This window comes from Fictibacillus nanhaiensis (assembly GCF_049537595.1).
Taxonomy (GTDB): Bacteria; Bacillota; Bacilli; order Bacillales; family Fictibacillaceae; genus Fictibacillus; species Fictibacillus nanhaiensis_F.
Genome location: NZ_JBMULM010000006.1, coordinates 78764 through 98593, shown reverse-complemented (window position 1 = coordinate 98593; position 19830 = coordinate 78764). Strand labels below are relative to the sequence as shown.

General features: G+C 36.1%; 25 protein-coding genes. 13 read left to right on the top strand and 12 right to left on the bottom strand.

The window, feature by feature from the left end:
- Positions 1 to 110 precede the first annotated feature (110 nt).
- Positions 111 to 602 carry an STAS domain-containing protein gene (locus ACOZ9X_RS19315; protein WP_423419604.1) on the bottom strand — a complete coding sequence of 164 codons (492 nt, stop codon included), beginning with the start codon at positions 600 to 602 and terminating at the stop codon, positions 111 to 113.
- 285 nt (positions 603 to 887) lie between these two features.
- Here ACOZ9X_RS19315 and ACOZ9X_RS19310 point away from each other — a divergent pair, with 285 nt between their 5' ends.
- Complete coding sequence (locus ACOZ9X_RS19310) at positions 888 to 1358, top strand: DinB family protein (protein ID WP_423419603.1); 471 nt, start codon at positions 888 to 890, stop codon at positions 1356 to 1358.
- 106 nt (positions 1359 to 1464) lie between these two features.
- On the opposite strand, the gene ACOZ9X_RS19305 is transcribed toward ACOZ9X_RS19310, so the two are convergent.
- A complete protein-coding gene (locus ACOZ9X_RS19305; RefSeq protein ID WP_423419602.1) occupies positions 1465 to 1629 on the bottom strand; it encodes a Spo0E family sporulation regulatory protein-aspartic acid phosphatase in 165 nt (54 codons plus the stop codon).
- A gap of 115 nt (positions 1630 to 1744) precedes the next feature.
- On the opposite strand from ACOZ9X_RS19305, the gene ACOZ9X_RS19300 reads away from it, so the two are divergent.
- Positions 1745 to 2158 carry an SMI1/KNR4 family protein gene (locus tag ACOZ9X_RS19300; protein ID WP_423419601.1) on the top strand — a complete coding sequence of 138 codons (414 nt, stop codon included), beginning with the start codon at positions 1745 to 1747 and terminating at the stop codon, positions 2156 to 2158.
- Between the two features lie 455 nt (positions 2159 to 2613).
- A complete protein-coding gene (locus ACOZ9X_RS19295) occupies positions 2614 to 3588 on the top strand; it encodes an alpha/beta fold hydrolase (protein WP_423419600.1) in 975 nt (324 codons plus the stop codon).
- 110 nt (positions 3589 to 3698) lie between these two features.
- Here ACOZ9X_RS19295 and ACOZ9X_RS19290 read toward each other — a convergent pair whose 3' ends face one another.
- Together ACOZ9X_RS19290 and ACOZ9X_RS19285 are read right to left on the bottom strand one after the other, a co-directional pair.
- Positions 3699 to 4637 (bottom strand): sigma-70 family RNA polymerase sigma factor, encoded by a 939-nt coding sequence (locus ACOZ9X_RS19290; RefSeq protein WP_423419599.1) that lies wholly within the window; start codon positions 4635 to 4637, stop codon positions 3699 to 3701.
- Positions 4638 to 4816: 179 nt separating this feature from the next.
- On the bottom strand, positions 4817 to 6565 hold the full coding sequence (locus ACOZ9X_RS19285) for a methyl-accepting chemotaxis protein (RefSeq protein WP_423419598.1): 1749 nt from the start codon (positions 6563 to 6565) through the stop codon (positions 4817 to 4819).
- 244 nt (positions 6566 to 6809) lie between these two features.
- Between ACOZ9X_RS19285 and ACOZ9X_RS19280 the strand changes: the two genes are divergently transcribed.
- Both ACOZ9X_RS19280 and ACOZ9X_RS19275 read left to right on the top strand, forming a co-directional pair.
- Positions 6810 to 7235 carry a GNAT family N-acetyltransferase gene (locus ACOZ9X_RS19280; RefSeq protein WP_423419597.1) on the top strand — a complete coding sequence of 142 codons (426 nt, stop codon included), beginning with the start codon at positions 6810 to 6812 and terminating at the stop codon, positions 7233 to 7235.
- Between the two features lie 139 nt (positions 7236 to 7374).
- Positions 7375 to 7896, top strand: a complete 522-nt coding sequence (locus ACOZ9X_RS19275) for a 2'-5' RNA ligase family protein (RefSeq protein ID WP_423419596.1) — start codon at positions 7375 to 7377, stop codon at positions 7894 to 7896.
- Between the two features lie 101 nt (positions 7897 to 7997).
- Here the strand turns inward: ACOZ9X_RS19275 and ACOZ9X_RS19270 are convergent, their stop codons facing one another.
- Positions 7998 to 9362: a PLP-dependent aminotransferase family protein gene (locus tag ACOZ9X_RS19270; protein WP_423419595.1), complete on the bottom strand. Its 1365-nt coding sequence runs from the start codon at positions 9360 to 9362 to the stop codon at positions 7998 to 8000.
- Positions 9363 to 9454: 92 nt separating this feature from the next.
- On the opposite strand from ACOZ9X_RS19270, the gene ACOZ9X_RS19265 reads away from it, so the two are divergent.
- Together ACOZ9X_RS19265 and ACOZ9X_RS19260 are read left to right on the top strand one after the other, a co-directional pair.
- The gene (locus ACOZ9X_RS19265) at positions 9455 to 10045 is read left to right on the top strand and encodes a GNAT family N-acetyltransferase (RefSeq protein ID WP_423419594.1); all 591 of its coding nucleotides are present in this window, start codon (positions 9455 to 9457) and stop codon (positions 10043 to 10045) included.
- The gene (locus ACOZ9X_RS19260) at positions 10042 to 10479 is read left to right on the top strand and encodes a GNAT family N-acetyltransferase (protein WP_423419593.1); all 438 of its coding nucleotides are present in this window, start codon (positions 10042 to 10044) and stop codon (positions 10477 to 10479) included. The genes ACOZ9X_RS19265 and ACOZ9X_RS19260 overlap by 4 nt, the downstream gene beginning before the upstream one ends.
- 58 nt (positions 10480 to 10537) lie before the next feature.
- Here the strand turns inward: ACOZ9X_RS19260 and ACOZ9X_RS19255 are convergent, their stop codons facing one another.
- The 6 genes from ACOZ9X_RS19255 to ACOZ9X_RS19230 all read right to left on the bottom strand — a co-directional run bounded on the left by ACOZ9X_RS19255 (position 10538) and on the right by ACOZ9X_RS19230 (position 13890).
- Positions 10538 to 11059, bottom strand: a complete 522-nt coding sequence (locus ACOZ9X_RS19255; protein WP_423419592.1) for an AAA family ATPase — start codon at positions 11057 to 11059, stop codon at positions 10538 to 10540.
- A 53-nt stretch (positions 11060 to 11112) separates the two neighbouring features.
- Complete coding sequence (locus ACOZ9X_RS19250) at positions 11113 to 11403, bottom strand: hypothetical protein (protein ID WP_423419591.1); 291 nt, start codon at positions 11401 to 11403, stop codon at positions 11113 to 11115.
- 85 nt (positions 11404 to 11488) lie between these two features.
- Positions 11489 to 12352: a hypothetical protein gene (locus tag ACOZ9X_RS19245; protein ID WP_423419590.1), complete on the bottom strand. Its 864-nt coding sequence runs from the start codon at positions 12350 to 12352 to the stop codon at positions 11489 to 11491.
- A 40-nt stretch (positions 12353 to 12392) separates the two neighbouring features.
- A complete protein-coding gene (locus ACOZ9X_RS19240; protein WP_423419589.1) occupies positions 12393 to 12770 on the bottom strand; it encodes a hypothetical protein in 378 nt (125 codons plus the stop codon).
- 30 nt (positions 12771 to 12800) lie between these two features.
- Positions 12801 to 13331, bottom strand: a complete 531-nt coding sequence (locus ACOZ9X_RS19235) for a hypothetical protein (RefSeq protein ID WP_423419588.1) — start codon at positions 13329 to 13331, stop codon at positions 12801 to 12803.
- A gap of 136 nt (positions 13332 to 13467) precedes the next feature.
- Positions 13468 to 13890: a phosphotransferase gene (locus tag ACOZ9X_RS19230; RefSeq protein ID WP_423419587.1), complete on the bottom strand. Its 423-nt coding sequence runs from the start codon at positions 13888 to 13890 to the stop codon at positions 13468 to 13470.
- Between the two features lie 294 nt (positions 13891 to 14184).
- Here ACOZ9X_RS19230 and ACOZ9X_RS19225 point away from each other — a divergent pair, with 294 nt between their 5' ends.
- The 3 genes from ACOZ9X_RS19225 to ACOZ9X_RS19215 all read left to right on the top strand — a co-directional run bounded on the left by ACOZ9X_RS19225 (position 14185) and on the right by ACOZ9X_RS19215 (position 16172).
- Positions 14185 to 14328, top strand: coding sequence for a hypothetical protein (locus tag ACOZ9X_RS19225; RefSeq protein WP_423419586.1), 144 nt, complete (start codon positions 14185 to 14187; stop codon positions 14326 to 14328).
- A gap of 130 nt (positions 14329 to 14458) precedes the next feature.
- Positions 14459 to 14800, top strand: a complete 342-nt coding sequence (locus ACOZ9X_RS19220; RefSeq protein ID WP_423419585.1) for a hypothetical protein — start codon at positions 14459 to 14461, stop codon at positions 14798 to 14800.
- Positions 14801 to 15335: 535 nt separating this feature from the next.
- Entirely contained in the window at positions 15336 to 16172 is an 837-nt protein-coding gene (locus tag ACOZ9X_RS19215) for an ArdC family protein (RefSeq protein ID WP_423419584.1), read from the top strand.
- Positions 16173 to 16278: 106 nt separating this feature from the next.
- Here ACOZ9X_RS19215 and ACOZ9X_RS19210 read toward each other — a convergent pair whose 3' ends face one another.
- A complete protein-coding gene (locus tag ACOZ9X_RS19210; protein ID WP_423419583.1) occupies positions 16279 to 16710 on the bottom strand; it encodes a hypothetical protein in 432 nt (143 codons plus the stop codon).
- A 552-nt stretch (positions 16711 to 17262) separates the two neighbouring features.
- Between ACOZ9X_RS19210 and ACOZ9X_RS19205 the strand changes: the two genes are divergently transcribed.
- The 3 genes from ACOZ9X_RS19205 to hepT all read left to right on the top strand — a co-directional run bounded on the left by ACOZ9X_RS19205 (position 17263) and on the right by hepT (position 18960).
- Positions 17263 to 18039, top strand: coding sequence for a hypothetical protein (locus ACOZ9X_RS19205; RefSeq protein WP_423419582.1), 777 nt, complete (start codon positions 17263 to 17265; stop codon positions 18037 to 18039).
- A 131-nt stretch (positions 18040 to 18170) separates the two neighbouring features.
- The gene (gene mntA, locus ACOZ9X_RS19200) at positions 18171 to 18563 is read left to right on the top strand and encodes a type VII toxin-antitoxin system MntA family adenylyltransferase antitoxin (protein WP_423419663.1); all 393 of its coding nucleotides are present in this window, start codon (positions 18171 to 18173) and stop codon (positions 18561 to 18563) included.
- Complete coding sequence (gene hepT / locus ACOZ9X_RS19195) at positions 18553 to 18960, top strand: type VII toxin-antitoxin system HepT family RNase toxin (RefSeq protein ID WP_423419581.1); 408 nt, start codon at positions 18553 to 18555, stop codon at positions 18958 to 18960. Before mntA ends, hepT begins: the two co-directional genes overlap by 11 nt.
- Positions 18961 to 19830 lie beyond the last annotated feature (870 nt).

The window sequence follows — 19830 nt, the reverse complement described above, 5'->3', positions numbered from 1 at the left end:
TACACAGATATATGCTGCCTAACTTATATCATTGAATAGAGCGAAAAGCATGGTGAAGACTTGAATAAGTAGACAAGTCTTTAAAATTTATTCCTAACTGTACTATCGTTTCAGCAATCGTTAGAACGAATACACGATAAATAAACCGTTATCCCTATCAATCTTAAAGCTTCAATCACTTTGAAAATTTGGTCGACAACCATCGTATCAATAACCGGTACACCGGATAAATCCATGATTACGTGTTCAAGATCATACTTCATACTTAAAGTGAGTGCTTTATCCATAAGTTCATTCGCTCTTTTCGTATCTAAATCACCTACGAGAGGAATGACGCCAATCGTCTCTGTGATTTTAATTACAGGGATGGAAAGTTCTAAGGCTGTAGCCTCTGCAGCTCCAATACGTAGAGTGTACATACGGTTGTAAGAGAGACTCAACCAATGAACAGCACGGTCGACGACTGAATCAAAATGAGTCAACACCTCATAAAATAAATCAAGTGAAAATTTCTGTGAGATGGCTTCATCTTTGATTATATCGGCGATGCTATTTCGATAAAAGCGTACTTCTTCAATAGCTGTATCTAATGGTAGAGACATATCGACTTATTCGTAATTAAGAAGAATAAAAAGAAATGCTTAAAGAGCAAACATGAAGTAGACCACCCCTTTCAACATTTGTTGTGAGGGGGTTCGTTTTTGTTAATTCGAATTGGATGTACAGAAGATTTAGCGATAGTACATAAACTGTAGTGTATCTGTTATTATCCTCTGGGAGAGTATACGAGGTCTTACAAACATAATGAAAAAGCCCTGATTTATTAACAGCAAAAGATACAATTAGACGGTATAATCATGATATTGATTATCGGAGGTAAAACATTTATGAACTCAATAGATTTACTGATCTTAAATTTGAACGAAGTAAGAAGACGAAGCATTAAAGTCTGGACGTCAATTCCTCAAGATAAGCTTCATTGGAAGCCAGACGCGGAAGCGATGAGTTGTTTAGAGATGGTCCGACATGTGTTGGAAAGTGAGCATTATTATCACTTGGCTATTCAAAACAGAGGAAGTTTAGATAGCTTTGACTCTCCTTTTGAAAACAGACCCTATACCACTGTGATGAGTGAATTGGATTTTGCGGAAACTTATCGAGATGAATTTATACATACCATCCAGTCCTTTTCTGAAAAAGACTTATCTGAGATAAGGATTGATCGTTCTGAATCAGGATATATACGAGGTCTAGGGGATATGATCTTGAGAATCGCTTATCATGAATCGGTTCATACGGGTCAGCTGCTGGATTACTTAAGAACAGCGGATGTGGCACGAGAACGTATATGGGATTAAAAAAGTTAGATATATTCGGTAATTTGTAAGCGGATTCAAACAAATGTTTAAATGACTTGCGTAGATTAGATTGTGAAATTTGTTATTATCGTACTGTCACGTCAACTTAAGATTCATATTTCTTCGATTGATAGAGTGAGATCAGTCGATCTAATTCTTGACTCTTCGATACCAGTTCATGACTGGATAAACACTCGATATCATAAGGGAGGTTTAGCAGGTCTTCCCGGATCCTAGTGATTTCTTCTAGCAATTGTTCACACGTATACATCTAATCATCTATTCCTTTACTAAAATCTTAAAAGTTGATTATAAACGAAAATAAAGAATGGTGGAATATGACGTTAAAAAGTCAATCTATTCAAATTTTTAACGAGGTGGTATGTATGAGATTGCTTCATCTTCTAGAAGATAGTTTAAAAGAGGATATCTATAAACGAGCGGATAAAGAGCAAGTGAAGAATTGTTTAACTTCTCTTGGAGTAAAACCATCAGATACGTTTACCGCCTTTTACAACATATATGAAGGACCGTTTTGGGAAGAGCATGTACCTTTTGAATTATTAGATATCACAGATATTGAATCGTACACCCTCATTTCGCGTAACGAATACAATTTCCATAATCAATATTTAGTTCTATGCGAGATGTCAGGAAACGCAACACTTGTACTTGATACGCTTACCGATTATGTTTATACCGTTAATTTTGAGGGTGGAGATGAAAGGCTGCAAAAGGGAGAGTTGACACCGTCGTGGTTAACTTTTCATGAATTCCTAAGAGCGTACTTTAATGTATAGAGTACTAAGTTTGGTTTTCTTTGATTGTTCCTAACTCTACATTCTTTGAGCAAACACTAGTTTGAGTTTAAGAGATTGAGAGTTTGGTAATACTAATCGTAATACAATCATTTTAGGAGGATCTAAAATGCAAAAGACGACTGTGAAGTTAAGTGAGTATGTGAAGACCAACGATTTTGATTTAAAGAGTTACATATCTCAATTATTGATAGTAACACCATCACATAGTAAATAAACGTTTGGCAGCCTTTAATGCTGTCTTTTTTTCTACTTATTTTGGTGAAAAATATATTTGTCTGACTTCATTCACACAAGAATTAAATACAGATGACCGTCATGTGACAAAAATGTAATATATTAGGATGGATTGTTAGGTAAAGTGCAGGACGAATGACCATTTCATTTCTATAATCAGTAAGAGCATTTTAATTATAGGATGAAAGAAGTGGACACAAATGAGAGTGGAGAAAAAGCTGAAATTTTGGAGAGTCGTGCGCAATCTGTTATTAGTACTTGTAAGCATCCTCATCGGTTGGTTTGTACTCCATCAGAGTCTGACAGTGTATGAACAAAGAACCTATCCAGCTATCGGAGAACGGGTAGAAGTCGATGACAAACGTATGCATGTTTATACTAAGGGAAAAGGTGAAAACACCATCCTTTTGTTAACAGGGCTAGGTACAGCAGCTCCTGTGTTGGATTTTATGCCTATGATAGACGAGTTGGCAAAGAGCAATAAAGTCGTAGTTGTTGAGCCTTTTGGCTATGGTTGGAGTGATATAACAGATAAGGAACGAACAGTGGAAAACATTGTGGAGGAATTAAGGACAGCATTAAAAAAATCTCATATCAAAGGACCATACATATTAATGCCTCATTCCGTTTCGGGTATATACAGCATGTACTACGCAAATAGATATCCCGAAGAAATCAAAGCGGTTATCGGTATCGATTTTACTTTACCGCAAGCCTTAGGATACTTTAACGAACCCGCTCCTAAAATGCCGGAATATCTTAGTTTTGTAGCACCTACGGGAATTGCACGACTAGCAACCTACATAGCGCCAGAAAGCATCCTGCCGATATCCAAAAAAGGAACTTATTCTACTAATAACTTGAAAAAGACCAAAATGATCACGAGTTGGAAAGGGTATAACAAAAATGTTGTGAATGAAACCAATGAAATAGATAAGAACATCAGAAAAACGAAAGAGATGAAATTTCCAAGTAAACTTCCTGTAATGGTCTTTGTTAAAAAAATTGAGAAGCCTAAAGAAAACGGTAAATCTACCATTACTTTTTTTCAAGATCAATTAAGAGATGTTTTAAAAAATGAGATCATACCTTTAGAAGGACATCATTATTTACATTGGACCAATTATAGTGAGATGAACCATTATATTAATAAATTTATTAAAGAGAATAAGTAATTTTACTGAAGGAGATTAAGTAAATTCATTTACACCTTGAGTAGGAAGATACTTAAATTTAATGAAGGTGTTCATAAAAAGGGGATAACAACAATTGTTATCCCTATTTTTTAGCTCCAATCAACTGGTGGTTTTACTAACTGAGCCTTCATATTCAATTCTTCTGCGGCTGCTAAGATAAACTCTTTTCTAAAGAAATAACTTTTATGACTTACGATCTTACCATTCTCAACGTCTTGCATTTGGATGTCGTGAATCTCTGGACCTTCTTTTCCTTCCGCTAAAACGACGATTACAGGTCGACCCCAAAGCGTTTTGGTAATTGCTTTATGCCCAGGTAAACCAAACTTTAAAGAGCCTTTTAGCATCTCTTCCTTTGAGTACTCTTGGAAGCCGAAGAACGCTTCATTCTGTGCTTGATCACTGAACAGCTGTAGAATCCCGTTAAGATCACCCGAGTTAAAAGCAGCGAGATACGCTTCAATGATTGAGTTAGATTTCATGTGCTCTCTTTTCCTTTCAACAGTCGTTTCATCGATAGAAGCTATTCTTTTTCTTGCTCGCTGTACAGAGGCGTACACACCTCCTGGGGTGCTACGAACAATACCGGCTACTTCATCTGCCGAGAACTTAAAGATATCAAGAAGAAGAAAAGCGGCTGTTTGCTTAGGCGTTAATGTGGATTCTAAGGAAATTAACATTTCTTCTAAAAGGAGCGAGTCCGAGAATTCTTGAACAGGCTCCATGCTCTCTTCAAGTGCTCCTACTTCACGCTTCAACTTTCTGCATTGATCGATCCATGTGTTGGTGGCCATACGAAATAGGTACGTTTTTTTGTCTGTGATCTCACTCCAGCGATGAGGTAAGAGACCGAATGATTTAATTATCGTTTCTTGATACAAATCTTCACCGTCCCAAGGTGATCCTGTTACGTATTTACAATAGTTCCACAGATCTGATGAGTATTCAGAAACCATCGTTTCAAACTCATTTCTTAATCGTCTTGTCTCACTCACGATGTCATCTTGAATGTTCAGTGTTTGTTTCATATTTTCCCTCCTAATCTCTTTCCACTAATAAGACGTTTATGTTTACGAAAATTATACGGCTATTCAATCCATATATAAAATAAATTTAAGACTATAGTGATTTAAAAAAACTTAAGAAGGAATCTCTCTAGATTGGGTATATAGAAAAAAATGCCCGAGAAATGTTCTCGAGCTTTTTACTACACCTTAAATTGTTCATTGAGTTCTTTCAACTGATTTGATAGTTCCAAAAGTTCTTTTGATTGACCATTGATTTCATCCGTAGCTGCACTCATTTGTTGAGTAGAAGCAGAAACCTCCTCAATTCCAGCAGAGTTCTCTTCTGAAACAGTAGCTATCTCTTCAATATCACTCTTGATGCTATCTTGTTCACTCAACACATTTTCAAGCTGCAAGCTCATCTTATCAATAAGAGTATTCATAGAGAGGATCGTCTCTGAAATCTCACTGAACGTTACACCTGTCTCATTTAATTTGGATCGTCCTTCTGAAGTTATAGTTAAACTCTTGTTTAACATAGTGACCATTTCTTTTGAGTTAGTATTGACTTTACTTACAATACCGTTGATCTCTCTGACTGAAACGGATACCTGTTCAGCTAACTTCCTTACCTCATCTGCTACTACTGCGAAACCTCTTCCGTGTTCTCCCGCGCGAGCTGCTTCAATGGCTGCATTTAAAGCAAGAAGATTGGTCTGTTCCGCTATATCGCTAATAAACGTTACCAAATCAGTGACTTCGTTTGTGTTCTTTTCTAACTCATCCATCCTCGTTACAGCATGATCAACTGTTTCAAAAATCTTTTTCATTTCTTGATTCGAGTCATACATAAGTTTAGAACCAACCTCTGTTCGAAGCGAGATTTGAAGAGAGGAATCCTTAATCTGACGTCCATGTTCATTCGTAGAATGAATTAAGTCGGAGAACGCATTCATTTTTTCTAACATCGTTGTCGTACTTGTTGCTTGTGTTTCAGCTCCAGAAGCCATTTCTTCCATAGTAGTAGCGATCTGATCAGAGCCTTCATTAACCTCTAATGAAGTTTGATTTAAACGATTGCTTTGTTCATTCACCTGAACAGATAAGGATCTGATCTTACCAACCATGTTTTCAAGTGTCTCCGTCATATTCTGCATATCATGACCGAGCCGACCAATTTCATCATTAGTTGTTAACTTTAGCTCTGAAGCCGCAACCTTTGCTGATTTAATATCTCCTTCTGAGATAAGTGATGCTACATCGCTTAGACTAGTCAACGGATCCAGTTTCTTCTTTAAGAAAATATTTAGAAAAACTAACACAATACCTAACGATACTAGAGAAATTAATAGGAAAATTGGTAAGGAATTTTTCAGCACTTGATTAGAAATAGAATTAACATCAGAAGCGTCAATGTCAATGCCTACTATCCCTACAATCTTTCCATCCTTGTCTTTTAGTGGAGCAAAAGCAGATAGATAATCACCATATTCTGGATCATGTACTATCTTTGTACTGTTGGTTTCTCCATTTAAAGCAGGTGTTACATCCTCAAGTGTTGTGGATGTTGTGTTCTCTCCTATATCGCTTGCTAGTTCTGAATCTTTTGGTTGCCCATCAATCATTATCTTTACGTTCTTCTTTTCATCTACGAGTAGAGTGTATACGTATAGAGCTCCAATTTTTTCTCTGTAATCATCAAGCGTATTACGGAGTTCCCAATAATTCTTATTGGGTTTTGGATTGTCTAAAAACGCTTGATAGTCTTCTTTATTCAAACTCTCTGTGACCCTAGTAGCATGGACAATACTTGTTTCTTGGATAGACTTCTCTGATGAAGCAATCGTATTAAAATATAAAAATCCACTATACATAATAAAAATAAGTACTAATACAGCTATTAAGAATAAAGATAATGTTTTTCTTAAAGATTTGTCCCTTTTTCTCAAGGTTACGCCCCCTATATGCTTGAAATACAAAGTATATATCGGAGGTGGTAATAAAAGATGAAGAGTTTTTTTAATAACCTTTATATTTAAAACTACCAATTGAAAGTTCTTAAATATTCTTTCTAAGGATTTTAATTACATAGGAGTTAGTTTGGCATGGAAAAGAGGAGGTGCTCTTTTCTTGTCGAATGTTTCATTTTAGCTTATAAGGAATTGAAGATTGAATGTAAGGGAGTACGAAGAAATGGAAATACGAAAAGCTATAGAAGAGGACTTTGCTGAACTCGCTGTTTTAATGGGTGAACTAGGATATCCTACAACTGACGAACAGATGGAAAAACGATTTAAAGAGATACATAATGATTCAAACTACCACACTATTGTCGTAGAAGAAAAAGGTATTTTACTAGGTATGATCGGAATGTTTAAAGGTCTAGCTTATGAAAAAGACGAAAGTTATGTCAGGATTATTTCACTTGTCGTAAAACAAGAGTTCCGTAACAAAAAGATAGGCAAACTGTTAGTCGACCATGCGGAACAATGGGCAAAAGAGCAAGGAGTACTCAAACTTGCGGTGAACACTGGGAAACGTCGTGTGGATTCTCATCATTTTTATAAAGCAAGAGGTTTTGATGATACAGGAGCAGGCTTCTATAAAACCATTTCTTAAGGTCTTTAAAGCATGCTTAGTAGAATTATATTGAATACGCTTATTTTAAAAAACTAATGTACACAATATACCAGCCGATATTAAAAGGAAAATTGCTACAATCAAAAAATAGAAATTAACTAACAGGAGAATTTTTAGAATGAAAACAGAGTATTTTATCGGTATTGTTCCACCTAAAGAGTATCTGAAGAGGATTGAACAATTCCAAGGAAAATGGTTCGATCGTTTGGGTGTCGAACCTCACATCACGATAAAAGCACAGGGTGGCTTAACATCAGATAAGAATTGGATAGAAAAAGTTCAGAACGTATGTAAAGATTTTTCATCGTTTCAACTTACATTAAGTGAGCCCCAGTATCTTGGTGAAAATATCTTGTATTTAAGTGTTCAATCCGATGAGATTCATCATTTGCATCAAACCTTAGTTCAAAGTATCGCCCCTTCAGATGATTTGATCAAACAATATTTTGAACTCGATGATTTCGTTCCACATTTAACCTTAGGGCACTTGCCCTCTCAGTTAGAATTAAAGCATATGGAAACTTGTGCAAAAACCGAATTGATTCCTTATCCTGCTTTTGATGTGACATTTATTAGAATTTATCAAACAAACTATGAAAAACAAATTTACGAAAAATATCTAGATATTCATTTAGCATAATTGACCTCTGCAGACTGAAGAGGATGTTATAGAGGTATTTAAAGATTCGACTCAAACGGGGAGGAAAGGAACATACTTGTTATCGTATGTTCCTTTTTTAGTTAGTTTAAAAAGTCATGCCATACAGAAGCTAACAAACCTGCACCTCTTTGTATGTCTTCCATGGATGGAGCTCCGTATCCTATCATCACTTTGTTAGTTGGTTTATTACATTGATACATGGTAGAAACCGCATCGATCTCAACGCCATTCTTTTTCGCTAACTCAATAGCTTTTGTTTCGTTTATCCCTTCTCTTAGTTCTAAGATGATGTGGAGTCCCGCTGAATCCCCTTTGATCTTGTACTCTTCACCCAATTGATTCTTTATATTGGTAATCAAACATTCTCTCTTCATTCTATAAAGTGTTCTCATTTTAGCGATATGCGAGGTATAAAAGCCTTCACTCATAAAGTGGGCGAGAACTTGCTGGTCAATCGCCGATACGGTAGCTTTTTGGTTCGTATTGAACGCTTCAAAGTCAAGTTGAAGATGTGATGGTATTACGAGATAACTCATACGAAGAGAGGGTAACAACGTTTTAGAGAACGTACCAAAATAGATGGTTTTCTCCTTTATATCTAAGTGAGATAACGTTGGAATAGGAGATCCTTTGTACCGAAACTCAGAATCATAGTCATCTTCGATGATATACGCATCGTTTTTATCTGCCCATCTTAACAACTCTGTTCTCCGACCGATACTCATTACTGTTCCTGTTGGGTACTGATGAGCGGGTGTCGTGTAAAGGAGTTTGATGTTTTCAGTCGGAACCGTGCAACCTTCCTCATCTATAGGGATTCCGTAACTTTGTAGTTTTAATTGATCGCACACCGCATTAGCTCTGTAAAAACCGGGATCTTCTATGCCTATCGCACTTTGATTAAAGAAGAGGCACAGGTTCATAAATTGTTGTTGAAAGCCACTAAAAAGATAGATCTGTTCTGGCTCTACAGATAGTCCTCTAGCTTGCTGTAGATACTTCGCAATCTCTACACGTAAGTTATTCATACCTTGCCATGGGTGGTTGCTGTCACGTTCGTTCAGTTGTTTCTTATATAGGCGGTTCCAGGTCTTGTATGGAAAGACCTCTGCATCCACTTGGCCGTTTTTAAAATTGATGTATCGGTGTGTTACATTCGTTTGTTTGAAGTTTAAGAATTTCGGTTCCTCAAAGTAAAAATCCTCATCCACTTCTGAAACAAAGTATCCTCCTCGTTCAACAGAATAGATATACCCTTCACTTTTTAACTGTTCGTATGCGATCTGTACGGTCATGATGCTGACGTTCAGTTGTTCGGCGAGTCTCCGCTTTGCGGGTAGTTGAGTATGAGCAGGTAACTTCTTTTTTAATATGTCTTGTCTGATCTGTTCATAGATCTGTTTATATTTTCTTTTGTTCTCTGTAAGAAGAATCTGAAGTTCCAACTTTATCATCTCCTGGTATTACTTAAAGTTGTTTTATTGGTACTTTTTATCATACCAGAAAACAGGTTAACTATTTGTAAGGAGTGATGGATATGAGAATAGAGAATGAAATCGTACGATTGATCCCTATGGAGATGGAACATGTAGAAGGTATACAAGAAGCAGCCAATGATGAACGAATATGGCAACACATGTCTGTAGATTTAACGGATAAGAATGCTGTTGTTTCGTATGTAGAGGATGCGGTTAAGTGGCGGCAGGATGGAACAGATGAAGCGTTTGTCATCGTTCATCAAGAAACGGATACATTCGTGGGTGCGACTTGGTTTCTTGATATCTCCGTACCACACAAACGACTCGAGATCGGGTCAACGTGGATCCATCCAGACTATTGGCGAAGTAACATCAATACGAACTGTAAATACTTGTTATTAGAGCATTGCTTTGAAGAAAGGTCTTTACAGAGGATACAAATCAAAACAAGTCATCAGAATTTACGTTCACAAGCGGCGATAGAGAGAATAGGGGCAAAAAAAGAGGGGATCCTGCGTAACCACATGATCCAAAGAGATGGATCTGTCCGTCATACCGTTCTCTATAGTGTCGTATCTGAAGAATGGAGCACGATAAAAAAGCATTTTGAAGACAACCTGTTACAAAAAACAGGGAGGATGGGTTCATGAGTACACACCAAGAACATGTCAGTGAATTAACAACAGAGAAAGAATGGATAGAAGCGTTCCCTATCATGAATCAACTCAGAACCCATCTAAATTTTGATTCATACCTACAGTTGTTACAGAAGATGAAGAAACAAGGCTATCGTCTTTTCGCTCTTTATGATGAAGAGGAGATAGTAGCGCTTGCTGGTATTCAGTTGAACATCAATTTCTATCATGAACGTTATGTGTTCATCCATGATCTTGTAACACATTCATCAAACCGCTCAAAAGGTTACGGAGAAAAACTATTACACTACATTCATGATTGGGCGAGAGAACAGGGAGCTCAGTATGTATCACTAGAATCAGGGATACAGCGTAGGGAAGCGCATCAATTTTATGACGAGAAGATGCATTATGATAAATGGTGCTATTCGTTCAGACGAAAACTTTAAGAATTGCTAAATAGTTAGAATAACCCATTCTGTATTCTCAAGGATGGGCTTGTTTCTTCTACTCATAGATATAGTTCAGTACCGTTTGAACATAAGTCTCTAAAGGCTGAGAAGTGTCCACGACTAAACATTTGATATCAATCGGTTTCTTACTATTTTTTATCGTATATTGAAAAGCTTCTTCAGAAGAGATCTCTTCGATCTGGCTGATCATACGTTCTCGACTTTTCAGTCTATTATTTATTTCTTTACGATCATCTAGGTAACATTCCACATACTTGTATGTAACACTATGCTTTTTTGTTAGATGAGTTCCTTTTTCAATCATCTCTTCATATAAACACGGGCTGTCAAAGATGACGGATCTACCTTGTGATAACAAGGAATCGATGAGGGACCAATCGATATGGTAGCTCATGGCACCTGTAGTTCTTGCGTCGATAGATGATCCAATAGACTCTAACAAAGCGGATTTTACAACATCGTGGTCGATGATAACGGCACCTGTTTCTTTTGCGATCTCGCGCGCGAGCGTAGATTTACCTGAGCCTGGGAAACCAGACATTTGGACAAAAAACATATAGCATTCCTACCAATCTTTCTAAAATTTATACAAGCGTGCTTCTCTTGTTTTTATGGTTGAAGTGGATATTGTTGATGGACAATCTTTAATAAACTCTCTCTGTTATCTGAAGATACGTTCTCTGATAACCTTGCAGCTGCTACAATAGCGGCCCATTGGAAGATCTCGTCTTTAGAGATGCCGCTCTTCTCACAATACAAGTGTAGGTACAGTTCAGCTAGATTCTCTGAGTGTTGTGCGTACAAAAGATAAGAGCGGTACACATCGGCACGAACATCACCGCTCGTGGCATCGATCCAATCGAGAACAACTTCGTTATCTACGATTATTGATCTCGGCATTTTATATCGCTCCTTAGATTCGTTACATTTATAGTAAAAAGTTCGCGTTTGCGTGAAGTCTGGTGTAAAAAAATAGCATTATAAATCACTTCATTTTCGATGTATATCTTGTAAGAACCCATCCGTACTCTAATTCCTCTGTTCCTTGGTATTCCACAAGCATCCAATTACGTTTTTTATTAAGTACTCTTACTATTTTTCCAAAATTAAGAATATCGATTTTTCTCGCTTTTAGAGATTGTCCATCAAAGACAGTTAGTTTGTCCTTTTTTATATATCTATGAACTGCCTTATAATCTGTTGGTATAGCCGTCTTTTTCAACTTTTTATCAATAATTCTTATGTTTTCTGTACTATCAATGTTGATTGTATAGTTATAATTAATTACATTTGTAATGGGTGGTTGAGAAGGTTGACTAATTATTGCAGCTGTTAACATACTTAATATCTGACTTAATACCATATAAACAATTTCTTTTTTGTCGTAATACTTAACTACAAATGATATTAAATAACCTATGATCTTATTTAATTTAACTGATTCAGTCAAATTATCATCTAATACTTCCGTAATATTTGCTTCCAGTTCCTCGGTGATATCTTGAAATTCTATATTTGGTCTAACACCTGTTATTTCTATAGTATGTAAAGCTCTAAGTGACTCATATATTGGTGAAAAATCTATTTGTTTAAGTAGCATGACAGATTTAATTGAAGATTGGCTTAATTGCTGTTGGATCTCAATTATTGGATTTAGATTTAGTGAAAGTGATTTAAGGAATTCATTTTTCCAGACTAATTGTTCCCTAATTATGTTTGCCATCTTAAAACTGTGTGATTCAGAAAATGAACTAGCTAATTTAACAGCAGAACTCTTAGTGATATTATTCAGCCGGTTCATACTTTCAATGAATTCTGGTGTTATATATAAAGAGGTTTGATTTTTCAATTCATACACTCCAAACCATTAAATTTATATTATACATTTATCATTTTAAGTTGTTTAAATAACTCTCAACATCTTTTTTATAATCGTTGTATTCTTCTTCCTGCGTTTCACCGCCTACAGAAATGTAATCCTTACTTAATGTTGATTCCATTAACAATAAACCTTGTGCAGCTAACTTAGCTTCTGAATCCTTTAATCCTTTATAGAAATCGCTATCTGATCCATAGTAAGCACCAAAAGTAACTAATTCACGTTCTTCTTCATAATTCAGTTCTCGATTAGCCGAATAAGCAGTATCGAGAATATTAAGCACCGTTTCTACATCTTTATTGAATTGATCCGTTTCCTCTTTGCTAGGAGGTTCTGTACAAGCTGCTAAAAATAGTAATAAAAAACATATATATATACATTTTCTCATTTTCCTTTTCCCCTCTGTAAAAACTCTTTTTTAATTGGAGCTGTCTCTTTCATTAGACCAAAGAAATTCACCAGTAGGTATATAAACTGTTTTAATATCTTCAATAACATCTCTGTTTCCTTTTTTATATTTAACAAGTATTATCGAATGAGACTCGGGTGTATATTCAAAACTTGTTCTCCAAATTTTTACTGACTTATCGTTTGGATTCGTTATTGGTGTAGTTTTAATATCATGAAGTTCAGCATCTTGTTGTGAGACAGCAATACCAGTGTAATAGTATTCTGGTTCTCCATCATGCTCTCCTTCAGTTCTTGCGGTTAACTTGTATGCAAAATACTCATAATTAGGATCATCCCATGACTCAGCCTCTTCTTCAGCTTTTTGCATTCTCTCGTATTCTTCTTTATTGTTTTTTTCTAATTCTAATTGTTGTGTTGCTTTTTCACTCTTTGTTTTACTTTCTTCTTCAGCTATCATTTTTTCTCTCAGTGTGCTATCCGAATTGTCACATCCAATACCAAGACCACAAATTAGCAACATGCTCCATACTCTTTTCACCTTACCACCCCACTTTATAATGGTAATATTATCATTTTTATGATTTATTTGGATGAATAAATTTTTAATATTTACACTTGACACTTCTTTAGTGTTATACAGATGAGATCACCATGACAGAGGTGAGGCTCAAAAGTCATTCTAACTGGTGAATTAGAGCTGATTTTTGTTTCTTCTCTAGAAGTTGTAGCTGATGAATCTGCTTTTTAAGTTTATCTGTTATGAGTTCAAGTTTAGGTGAAGGGACACTATGAATCTTTTGTTGTACCTCAATAGAGAGACTCATATAATGAGTGGCTATATCACGATCCTCCTTCAAGAGGCCACCAAGTGTTTCTCCTTTGATCCTCTCCATCACGATCGCTGGTTTTCCCTCTATCTCTGTAACTTCTAGTATCTTTGGGACTGGTAAGCCATACGAATAGGCATACACCTGCTTTTCTGCCTCAAGGATGGACACCTCGTTTGAAAAGTGTTCCTTATATACCTTAATTACCGTATCTTCGTTTTTATAGATAGTCGCTGTGTTTCCTGTTGCGATCGGATCTCCTAAATTCATATCATTCACCATTCCTCATTCTAAAAACGGAATACCGTTCATTTCTACATCCTTCATATCTTATATGTGATTCTTAACTAGATTCACCAAGATCCTATCGTTTAAAAGGTCACATAAATAAATGATACACCATAAATACCAAAGTTTGGTAGAATCGTTAAGGAAGCGCAAAAAACATCTAGAATTTAACTGGAGGGAATTAACATGATAAAAGGGTTATATGAAGCACATCTACCGGTGAGTGATTTAAAACAATCGATCGATCTGGCGGACAAATCGTAAGGAGGTATTGGAATGATAAAATATAGTTTTATTTCAGTGTTTCTTTTAACGATGTTATCGGCCTGTCAAAGCAATGAAAAAAGAGAGTATATATCATGGGGAAACGCAAATAAAAGTGCGATTGAAAGGTTAGAAGACAATAAAATAGATTATTAGGTGGAAAATGGAAAGATATATATTTCTAAAGACCAAATGCGTAAAGCAACTTCTTGTTGTACATAAGGAGTGGCTATTGGGTATTCAATTAGGGCAGGCTTAGTCGTAATTCTAGTTTGGAGAGTGATTCATGAATAATAAGGTTCTTCCTACCTTTATCGCTACTTGTGTGTTGATCCTTTTTCTATCGATAAATGTTATTGGTTTGATGAAAGCTTTCTTTTTTGTAGGGTTATATTTCTTTTTGTATTATGAGACGTTGATTGGAGAGAAATCCAGTTACTCCATTTGGTTATCTGCGCTTCTAAAGGGAATTGTTGTTATGGTTGTCGGCTACATTACGTTAGGGAAGAGTTGGGGGTTTGGGTTATTCATCTTTTATCCCATCATCTTTATCTTTCTGTTGGGATTACCTTTACTTATTCTTTATAAACCAAAAGAAGATCATAATGAGTTTAACAATCATTCGTAAGTCAATCTAAGCATGTAGGAAGAGAGAGTAAAGAAGTAAAGATCCTTTTAGTCCGGCAGCAAAAACCAACTATCGGGTGGTTCTTGTCGCTTCGACACTAAACGGACCGATAACTACAGCTTGTAGAACAATCTGTACGTTCCTGTTTCGTTTGCCTTTTAGGCCGTATCGAACGAGCCGGAGAAAGTAGAGTGACTTTAAAGAAGAAGAGCGTGGAGGAAATGAGTAAAATGGTAGGCAGCCAAAGCGGCTGCCTTTTTTTCTTGCCCTTTGTCTTCCGAATCGTAAAAGAAGCCGTTCCACTATCCTTCTCTTTGGTAGGGCACCCGAACCTTTCCAACGAGAAGTTAAGTGATCACGACAAACGGATCAAGGGGCAAAAAACTTTTAAGCTACGCTTAATCAAAAACTTTTTGTGCTAAGACCCTTGACCGCCTGACACAGCTTCTTTTTCTCCTTCTCCCGAACAAAGGGGCAAAATCATTCCCTTTAGGGGAACGAACTCGCTTCGGAAGACAAAAGGAGGAGAAAGACGATGAAGAAGAGTGTTTACGAGATGGTGACGGAAAGAATTATGGAAGAGCTAGAGAACGGGGTGGTTCCATGGAGAAGGCCATGGGTGAGCGGGGGTGCGGTGAACTGGAAGACTCAGAAACCTTATCGCGGTATTAATACATTTTTACTTCCGGCAGGAGAGTACGCGACGTTTAAACAGGTTACAGAAGCGGGAGGGAAGGTAAAGAAAGGGGCCAAATCTTATATGGTGGTGTTCTGGACGTGGCTTGAGAAGGATGAGGATGAGAAAGAAGAAAAAATTCCTTATCTTCGTTATTACAGAGTGTTCAACGTCGCTTCTCAAGTAGAGGGACTAGAGAGTAAAAGAAAAGATGAGACGTTTGATCATGACCCTATCCAAGAGGCAGAGAGAATCGTCAAAGGATATCGTGACGCTCCGGATTATACGTCTTATCGAGGTCGTGCGGTCTATATGCCGCTCATCGACCGAATCAACTGTCCGCCACTACAAGATTTTACGCTGCGAGAAGAGTATTACAGCACCCTGTTTCATGAGATGGTCCACTCTACGGGGCATGAATGTCGGTTGAAACGAGAAGCCATCGTCTCAAAACACTTCGCTTTTGGTGATGAAAGCTATTCAAAAGAAGAGCTTGTCGCTGAGATGGGAGCGGCGATGTTATGTGGGGTAGCGGGTATCGATAACACGATCCAAAACTCAGCGAGTTATATCGAGAGCTGGTTACGTGTGTTAAAAGAAGACAACCTCTTTGTCGTTCAAGCTGCCGGACAAGCACAAAAAGCAGCCGATTATATACTCGGAACAGAGGTAGAGAAAATAAGAATCGCTCCTTAAATAGGAGCTTTTTTTATGCGCATGGAGAAAAACAAATGTTTTTTATTTAAGAAAGCAGGCATCGAGCCTGCATAAAGGATTCTCAAGCTTTACAGATGAACCTCAACTAACCCTTTTTGCGACATAAGAACCAGTTGATGAATACTAAAGTAGATAACAACACTATCGACGAGATCCAAAAATAAAAACCAATGTCATAGTTTGTAATAACTGCTTTGTTTCCTGCCTCATCTAGCAACATTACCCAAGGGAAAAATGATCTAGAAGCTAATAGTAACATAAAAAAATGGCTGATGCTTGTTTTTTTCCCTCTAAACGTTTGAATCGAAATGTAAATAAAAAACAAGTTAGCATACCAACTTAAGGTAGACGCTAACAATCCCGCGAATACGCCTAACCCACCCATTAACAACAACATGATACCGGGTGCATTATCACCGTCAGGAGTAGTAAAAGCAGGTAACATTAGCGAAATACAATAAATAGTCCAGATTATTAATAGAGCAACTTTATTAAGTACTTTTGAATTTTTTTTCATTAATTTGACCTCAGGTGTATTTTAAAAAACAAAAACAAACTTACTCAAAAGAGATAAAACCAAAGGAAACAGTGATACTATTCCAACCTCTACTTCATTCCTATATGACAAGATACATGACGCACGCTCCCTACTTAATTTTCAAGCATAAATAGATTTCTACATTTTTCTACATTAACCTTCCTAATTTTTACAAAAACTTTTTTAGTAGATAAAAACGAACGATAAAATGGATATTTATGTTAATATATACTCAGTTATTTTCCATTTTTTATAGGAGAAGTGAATATGAGTATGATACCGATCATGAGACCCGCTTCCGGGGTCTATTTACACGCAGCAAAACCGTATAGAGGATTTTTAAGGTCCGTCTATATGAGTAATGATTTGATCTTTGAAGGCAAAATCTATAGATTAGTCGGTATTTTTTCTCTGGAGATTTTCCATCACCAATATAGAAAAAGGCGTTTAAAAGGTGGGTCAGTTAATCACCTTACGTTTTTATAAAGAGTTCATTCTTTAAAAATGATAATCAGAGAAGTTGGTGCATAATTGGATAAAAGAACCTTACTGTATTCTATCGGTTCTCTTCTTTGTATCGTAATCGTATTGATCCTCTTAAGAGGTCAAAACAATTCGGATGAAGAAGCAGAGATGTTAGCCTACTTAGAAAAGAAGTACGATCAAGAATTTGTTATAAGAGAAGTGGAAACTTATGATCTGGGATTTGCTGCTGGAGAGTTAATTGAAGCTCAAGCAACCCCTGTATCTGATGATAAACTTACGTTTGTTGTCACACGTCAAGAAAATCGTTCCAAGTATGAAGACACATATGAAAACATAGTGGTAGACACTACTCTATCTGAAGAACTCTCACCTAGAATTAAGGAATTAAGTGAAGATGCTCAATTTTATGTTCAGTCATCCTATGAAGGTGAATTAAACAAGCGTTTAACTAAAATATCGTTAAACAAGATTCAACCTTCAGTTGTTGTTGGAATTCCTGTGAAAACACCTTTTAGTAAAGAAGATTATATGGATCGTATCCTAACCTTATTAAATGAAATGGAAAGACAAGAATTTAAACACTATACCGTGAATATTGATTTTATTGACAGGAATAGAGAGAGCAACCTGGACAATTATATGAATCTCTCTCTAAAGGATTTGACGCAAACGGAAAAAAAGAAGCGGGACTTCTCAGAGGTTAAAAGACAGTATGAAGACTCGATTTTGGGAAAGTTTATCTATAACAGCAACGAAGTAGAGCTTAGGAATGATCCTGATTTTATCCGAAGTTTATTTAGCCAAAAATTTGTTAACAATTAAACCTGATATAGGCTAGGATAGTAAGTTGTTAAGACTTATTCATGATATACTTTTTAGTAAAGGCTTAGTGGTTAGATAAACTGTCATATACTGAACTATAGAATTCTGGAGGTGTTTTTGTGGATCGTAAAATGGAGGAACAAGTTATTACTTTTTTAAATGAAAAGCTAAATCCTTATCTGATTGTTGTTTTCGGTTCCACGGCCAAAGGAACAGATCGAGTAGACAGTGATTTAGATATCGCGTATTTGAGTGATCAAAAAATAGAGAAGTACGAGCGGTTTATGTTGGGTCAAGAGCTCGCTTCACTGATTAATAAGGATGTTGATCTCGTTGATTTAAATCAAGCTTCTACGGTGTTTGCGGCTCAGATTATACAAGCCAGTAAAACGATATTATGTAGAGATGATAAACGCAGGATGGAATTTGAGATGAAGACACTTAAAATGTATGCGAAATTAAACGAAGAACGAGAGATTGTGATCAAAAGAATTGAAGAGAGTGGATCAATCTATGAGAAATGATGTGATACTAAACAAAATCAGCATCATCGAACGTTGCTTAAAGCGGATCAATGAAGAGTACGATAACAATCCGTTAAATCTAGAAAACTTTACGAAGCAAGATTCGATTATCTTGAATATACAGCGTGCTTGTGAAGCGGCGATTGATCTTGGTATGCATGTGGTAGCAGAGAAGAAACTGGGTATCCCTCAAACAAGTCGAGAGACGTTTGATCTTCTACAGAAGAACAACATCATCACAATGGATCTATGTAAGGGACTAAAGGCAATGGTAGGATTTCGTAATATTGCTGTTCATGACTATCAAGAAGTAAATCTTGAGATTGTGCAAAAGATTATTGAAAAGCATTTGATAGACTTTAAAACTTACACAGAACAAATTTTGGCTTATAACTAGAAAATCTTGAGAGGCGTTTTTACGACTTTAGGGTTTAGACAAGAACAGATTTTAGCCAGCAATTGATTAGAATATATTCAACTTTTGTTTAACACACTGTTATCGAATTTACAGTGTGTTTTTTTGTTTAACCATAAACACTTTCTGTCTTCATAGATGGATTATAATTATAGAAAATATTTACATTATAGTATAAATTAGTGTTGTATGTGGATTTTTAATCTCAAAGTCATATGGGTATAGATGAATTCTATGTGGTAAATGAAGGAGGAGATATGATGGTGATAGTGTCTTTATGTATTTTATATGTTTTTGTAGGAGTACTAATTTTACGTTGGTTAGTAAGAATGGATACCTATGGTGGTGTTATGTTGCATTACTGGTGGTTGGTCATTTTCTTATATCCTATTTTATTTATTCACATGTTAATGACTACTCCAAACAAAAAGAATCTCTAAAGAGATTCTTTTTGTTTTGCTTTAGTGAATAGGAAATCTGACTTACTCGATTAGAATTGGGTCAGAATTGAGACTTATTAGTAAATTAGAGAGGCTAACTTTCATGTTTGAAGAAAGTTGTGCAAAAAAACGCTTTATAATTCACCTGAAAGAGATGGATGATTCCCAATACCATCTAATGAACTCCTATAATATGATGAAATTAGTTAGTTTTTAGGAATAAAGTAGCTAATTTTTTTTTTACGAAACAAGTTAAATGTTCTTATTTTTATAAAAGAATGAAGGGTTATAACTCAAATATTACTATTTAACTCCTTAGGTATGCAGGAATATGGTTACATTTACATTTATTCACATTGGGATTTTAATATAATAAAGAATCCTTTTAAATTAACCAAGCTACATAGTAAGG

Coding starts and splice junctions, on each gene's coding strand:
- ACOZ9X_RS19315 (WP_423419604.1), bottom strand. CDS start 602: ATGTCTCTACCATTAGATACAGCTATTGAAGAAGTACGCTTTTATCGA.
- ACOZ9X_RS19310 (WP_423419603.1), top strand. CDS start 888: ATGAACTCAATAGATTTACTGATCTTAAATTTGAACGAAGTAAGAAGA.
- ACOZ9X_RS19305 (WP_423419602.1), bottom strand. CDS start 1,629: ATGTATACGTGTGAACAATTGCTAGAAGAAATCACTAGGATCCGGGAA.
- ACOZ9X_RS19300 (WP_423419601.1), top strand. CDS start 1,745: ATGAGATTGCTTCATCTTCTAGAAGATAGTTTAAAAGAGGATATCTAT.
- ACOZ9X_RS19295 (WP_423419600.1), top strand. CDS start 2,614: ATGAGAGTGGAGAAAAAGCTGAAATTTTGGAGAGTCGTGCGCAATCTG.
- ACOZ9X_RS19290 (WP_423419599.1), bottom strand. CDS start 4,637: ATGAAACAAACACTGAACATTCAAGATGACATCGTGAGTGAGACAAGA.
- ACOZ9X_RS19280 (WP_423419597.1), top strand. CDS start 6,810: ATGGAAATACGAAAAGCTATAGAAGAGGACTTTGCTGAACTCGCTGTT.
- ACOZ9X_RS19275 (WP_423419596.1), top strand. CDS start 7,375: ATGAAAACAGAGTATTTTATCGGTATTGTTCCACCTAAAGAGTATCTG.
- ACOZ9X_RS19265 (WP_423419594.1), top strand. CDS start 9,455: ATGAGAATAGAGAATGAAATCGTACGATTGATCCCTATGGAGATGGAA.
- ACOZ9X_RS19260 (WP_423419593.1), top strand. CDS start 10,042: ATGAGTACACACCAAGAACATGTCAGTGAATTAACAACAGAGAAAGAA.
- ACOZ9X_RS19255 (WP_423419592.1), bottom strand. CDS start 11,059: ATGTTTTTTGTCCAAATGTCTGGTTTCCCAGGCTCAGGTAAATCTACG.
- ACOZ9X_RS19250 (WP_423419591.1), bottom strand. CDS start 11,403: ATGCCGAGATCAATAATCGTAGATAACGAAGTTGTTCTCGATTGGATC.
- ACOZ9X_RS19240 (WP_423419589.1), bottom strand. CDS start 12,770: ATGAGAAAATGTATATATATATGTTTTTTATTACTATTTTTAGCAGCT.
- ACOZ9X_RS19230 (WP_423419587.1), bottom strand. CDS start 13,890: ATGAATTTAGGAGATCCGATCGCAACAGGAAACACAGCGACTATCTAT.
- ACOZ9X_RS19225 (WP_423419586.1), top strand. CDS start 14,185: ATGATAAAATATAGTTTTATTTCAGTGTTTCTTTTAACGATGTTATCG.
- ACOZ9X_RS19220 (WP_423419585.1), top strand. CDS start 14,459: ATGAATAATAAGGTTCTTCCTACCTTTATCGCTACTTGTGTGTTGATC.
- ACOZ9X_RS19215 (WP_423419584.1), top strand. CDS start 15,336: ATGAAGAAGAGTGTTTACGAGATGGTGACGGAAAGAATTATGGAAGAG.
- ACOZ9X_RS19210 (WP_423419583.1), bottom strand. CDS start 16,710: ATGAAAAAAAATTCAAAAGTACTTAATAAAGTTGCTCTATTAATAATC.
- mntA (WP_423419663.1), top strand. CDS start 18,171: ATGGAGGAACAAGTTATTACTTTTTTAAATGAAAAGCTAAATCCTTAT.
- hepT (WP_423419581.1), top strand. CDS start 18,553: ATGAGAAATGATGTGATACTAAACAAAATCAGCATCATCGAACGTTGC.